Consider the following 1,990-nt stretch of genomic DNA (forward strand, 5'->3'; position numbering starts at 1 on the left):
AATTGAATGCCGGGTTACTCCTTTTTGACGCAGCACTCTTGCGAGCTGATTCGACTTCTCATTGAGTTCCCGGTACGTAAGATAATGATCTCTAAACTTCACCGCTATATGATCAGGGCGTTTATCCACTTGGTCTTCAAATAGCTCCTGTAGTGTTTTTTCTCTGTCATAATCTGCTTGTGTATCATTAAAACCATACAGGATCAGTCGTTTTTCCGATTCCGTCATCATTTCTATTTCTGATAGTTTGGCGTTTGGATTCCGACAAATACTGGCCACAATTTGTTTGAAATGCTTGATCATCCTTTCGATGGTTTCCTCTTTAAAAAGACTTATAGAATATTCAATACTTCCCCTCAATGTCCGTTTGTTTTCCGTGACATGGAGCGTAAGGTCGAATTTAGACTGATCGCTTGGTTGAAAGATCGGCTTTAACTGTAATTTGTCCAACTCTCCTACTGATGCTTCTTCATGATGATTCATCGTAAACATGACATCAAATATGGGGTTTCTTCTCAAATCCTTCCCTACATTCACTTTTTCTAGCAATTCTTCAAACTGATAACTTTGATTTTCAAAAGCTTTTATTGAATTTTCTTTGATTTCTTTTAAAAATTTAGTGAAACTTTTATTTTCACACGGATTGTTCCTTAAAGCCAGTGTATTAACAAACATCCCCACGATAGGTTCAAGATCTGGATGTGTTCTTCCTGCAGCAGGAGTTCCTACTATAATGTCTTCTTGACCACTATACTTAGCTAGCAGAATATTGAATGCTGATAAAAGAATCATAAACATAGAACTTTCTGTTTGCTTAGATATCCTTCTTAAACCCTTTGCTGTGCTTTCGTCCAATGAAAAACTTATTTTTTGCCCGTTATAACTTTGAATAACAGGTCTGTCAAAGTCATAAGGTAAACTTAAGATAGGCAATTCTCCTGAGAACTTGTTAGTCCAGTAATCTTCCATCTCTTTCATATCTTTTGATTGTAAGAATTTATGCTGCCATTCAGAAAAATCCTTGTACTGAATTTTTAAAGGTTCTATTTCATGCCCATTATACATGCGGACAAAATCTTTCATTAAAATTTTCATGGATAGCCCGTCAGTTATAATGTGATGCATATCAATCAATAAATATTTTTTGTCACCAAGCTCTACTACTCCGACCCTGCATAACGGAGCTTCTTCCAAGCTAAAGAATCTAATAAAATCCCTCATTACTTGTTGTATTGTCTTTGAATCTTCTTTCTTTTCAACAATGCTAAAGGTGTATTCACTTTGGATATTCTGTACAATTTCTCCATTAATCGTGTTGAAAGAGGTCCTAAACGCTTCATGTCTTTCAATTAACTTTTTGAAGGTTTTTTCTATTCGATCTTTTTCTATGTGACCACTGAGTTCGAATACAACCGGGATATTATAAGTTGTACTTTTTGGTTCAATCTGTTGAAATGTGTATAACCTTTTTTGAACTGATGATGTTTTGTAATAATCTCGAAGTTCAGCTTTTCCTATTCCTTTATACGTTTGAATTTTCACATTGCCATCAATATGCTTGCTTATACTTCTTATCGTCGCGTTTTCAAAAAAAGATCTTAATGGCATTGCTTTATTCATCTCTTTATGAATCGTGTTTATCATTAAGCTCGCTTTAAGTGAATTTCCTCCCAAATCGAAAAAGTTATCATCAATTCCGATTATCTCTGCACGTAATATTTCACTCCATATGTCAACCAGTTGCTCTTCTATCTTCGTCCTTGGAGCAACATAGTCAGAAGAATGTATTAAACCTGCATGAGTTGCTTCAGGTAAGGATTTCTTGTCTATTTTTCCATTTGTAGTAAGGGGAAATGATTCTATTTCTATTATATAAGCTGGTACCATATAGTCCGGCAGACTCTCTTGTAAATATTCTTTAAGCTTTAGTTTATCCATAACTCCATCTGTAGTTACGTAAGCACAAAGGTACTTCTCATTCTGTTCATTT

Annotated in this window: 1 protein-coding gene; it reads right to left on the bottom strand. The window is 34.9% G+C overall.

Features of this window, described 5'->3' with window-relative positions; translation table 11 throughout:
* Positions 1-1,990, bottom strand: a 1,990-nt coding sequence (locus OQ477_RS20720; protein ID WP_265973601.1) for a condensation domain-containing protein, incomplete at both ends; no start/stop codon positions are given.

It is taken from the genome of Bacillus sp. ChL18 (genome assembly GCF_026241425.1).
Lineage (GTDB): Bacteria > Bacillota > Bacilli > Bacillales > Bacillaceae > Bacillus > Bacillus velezensis.